Genomic DNA, 2,522 nt, shown 5'->3' with positions numbered 1-2,522 from the left:
GCTCACCGGTCTGCGGGTTGCGGGCGGTGCGGGCGGCACGGTGGGTCCGCTCGAAGGTCAGGAAGCCGGGAATGGTGACCTTCTCGTCACCCTTGGCCACGACCTCACCGACGACCTCGGCGAAGGCCGCCAGCACGGCGTCGGCGTCCTTGCGGGTCACCTCGGCGCGGTCGGCCAGAGCGGCCACCAGCTCACTGCGGTTCATGTGTACTCCTGTGGTCTGTTCGTTGCGGTGTGCGGGGCCCGTCGCTCGTCCCGCCGGAGGCACCCCGGCCGGGCGGCTGGTCCGCACACTGGTGCTCGTTCAGGCGGCTGGTGGTTCGGGCCCGGCTCGCACCCGGACCACGCACCGGGCCAGTACTGACCCGTGCCTGCCTGGGAACGCATCCTGCCCTTACCGGCCCCGAGAAAGCCAATCGGGACTCGGCCGTGCACCCCCGAACGGCGCCCTCCCCACGCAGCTGTGACGCTCCGTCGACACCGGTGCACCGGTGCGGGCGGCGGCCGGGAACGACTCGCCGAGTGGTTGGGGGGACGTTCCGTACTTGTCGGACACGCCTGCCCCGTGCAGGGCTACCGTACGCCCTGACGGGGACAAGCCCAAACACGCCCTTCCCCTTGTGTCGCAAGGGTTCGGGCCCACCTCAGACGGGTAGGGGCGGTATTCGGCCAGCTGGCCGACCCCTACCGCCCCTTCAGGAGTTGTCCGTACTACAACCGAACAACCGGGAACGCGGCCGTGTCCAGCGTCCCGACGATGCCCGGAGTGGGCCGGCCGGGGCCCGCCTCGGAGTCCCCGGCGGCCAGCGCGGCCTCCCGCACGGCCGCGGCGACCGTCTTCGCCACGTCCGGGTGGAAGACGCTGGGGATGATGTAGTTGGGGTTCAGCTGGTCGTCGGCGACCGTGGTGGCCAGCGCCCGGGCTGCGGCGATCATCATCTCGGTGTTCACCGTGCGCGACTGGGCGTCCAGCAGGCCGCGGAAGACACCCGGGAAGACCAGCACGTTGTTGATCTGGTTCGGGAAGTCACTGCGGCCGGTGGCCACCACCGCGGCGGTCTGCCGGGCCACCGCCGGGTCGACCTCCGGGTCGGGGTTGGCCAGCGCGAAGACGATCGCCCGGTCGGCCATGGTGGCGATGTCGTCGCCGTCCAGCACGTTCGGCGCGGAGACGCCGATGAACACGTCGGCGCCGGCCACCGCCTCCTTGAGGCTGCCGGTGCGCCCGGAGCGGTTGGTGTGCTCGGCGATCCAGCGCAGCGACTCGTTCAGGTCCTCGCGCCCGGTGTGCACCACGCCGCGCACGTCGGCCACCGTGGCGTGCTCGACGCCGGCCGCCAGCAGCAGCTTGAGGATCGCGGTGCCGGCCGCGCCGGCGCCCGACATCACCACCCGGATCTCGCCGATCTCCTTGCCGACCACCCGCAGCGCGTTGGTCAGCGCGGCCAGCACCACGATCGCGGTGCCGTGCTGGTCGTCATGGAAGACCGGGATGTCCAGCGCCTCGCGCAGCCGGGCCTCGATCTCGAAGCAGCGCGGCGCGGAGATGTCCTCCAGGTTGATGCCGGCGAAGCCGGGGGCGATCGCCTTGACGATGGCCACGATCTCGTCGGCGTCCTGGGTGTCCAGGCAGAGCGGCCAGGCGTCGATGCCGGCGAACCGCTTGAACAGCGCCGCCTTGCCCTCCATCACCGGCAGCGCGGCCTGCGGGCCGATGTTGCCCAGGCCCAGCACCGCCGAGCCGTCGGTGACCACGGCCACGCTGTTGCGCTTGATGGTCAGCCGGCGGGCGTCCTCGGGGTTCTCCGCGATCGCCATGCAGACCCGCGCCACGCCCGGGGTGTAGATCATGCTGAGGTCGTCGCGGTTGCGGATCGGCAGCTTGGAGGACATCTCGATCTTGCCGCCGAGGTGCATCAGGAAGGTGCGGTCGGAGACCTTGCCGATGCTCACGCCCTCGATCGCGCGCAGCTTCTCGACGATCTCCTCGCCGTGCGCCACCGAGGCGGCCGCCACCGTGACGTCGATCCGCAGCGACTCCAGGCCGGAGGCGGTGACGTCGAGGCCGGTCACCGAACCGCCGGAGGACTCCACGGCCGTGGTGATGTTGCTGACCGCCCCACCACTGGCCGGCACCTCCAGCCGCACCGTGATCGAGTTGGAGACACTGGGCACCGTCGCCATCGACGTCCTTCTTCCTCGGGTTCCCTGCGCTGATTCAACAGTTTGTTGACGCTGTCGCCGAGCGCATCTTAGATCTCGATCGTCGCACCTGCCAGGGGCTTCCCAGAAATATCGTTCATTGATTGCAGGGAACCGACAACAAGGCCTGCGGCCGACCTGGCGGAGTACGGCAAAACCTCCGGCTGGGATTGCCTGGCGGGGCCGATGGGTTACATTGGACGAGACACCGGCTCGATCCAAGCCCCCGGGCCCAACCTTAGTCGCCGCGAGCGACCACTTGCCGCGAGGCGAGCATGGCGGGTCGGTGTCACCAACGTACGGCGAGGGGCCCCCCCCCC

General features: G+C 70.3%; 2 protein-coding genes. Both read right to left on the bottom strand.

Going from position 1 to position 2,522, the window contains the following annotated elements; genetic code table 11:
* Positions 1 to 205, bottom strand: a 205-nt coding sequence (locus C7C46_RS31435; protein WP_181442638.1) for an HU family DNA-binding protein, incomplete at its 3' end; no start/stop codon positions are given.
* A gap of 506 nt (positions 206 to 711) precedes the next feature.
* A complete protein-coding gene (locus tag C7C46_RS31430) occupies positions 712 to 2,184 on the bottom strand; it encodes an NAD-dependent malic enzyme (RefSeq protein ID WP_110673330.1) in 1,473 nt (490 codons plus the stop codon).
* Positions 2,185 to 2,522 lie beyond the last annotated feature (338 nt).

Origin of the sequence: Streptomyces tateyamensis (genome assembly GCF_003205575.1) — a bacterium.
Classification (GTDB): Bacteria; Actinomycetota; Actinomycetes; order Streptomycetales; family Streptomycetaceae; genus Kitasatospora; species Kitasatospora tateyamensis.
The sequence above is the reverse complement of the archived record's forward strand: the minus strand, read 5'-3'. Positions and strand labels throughout refer to the sequence as shown.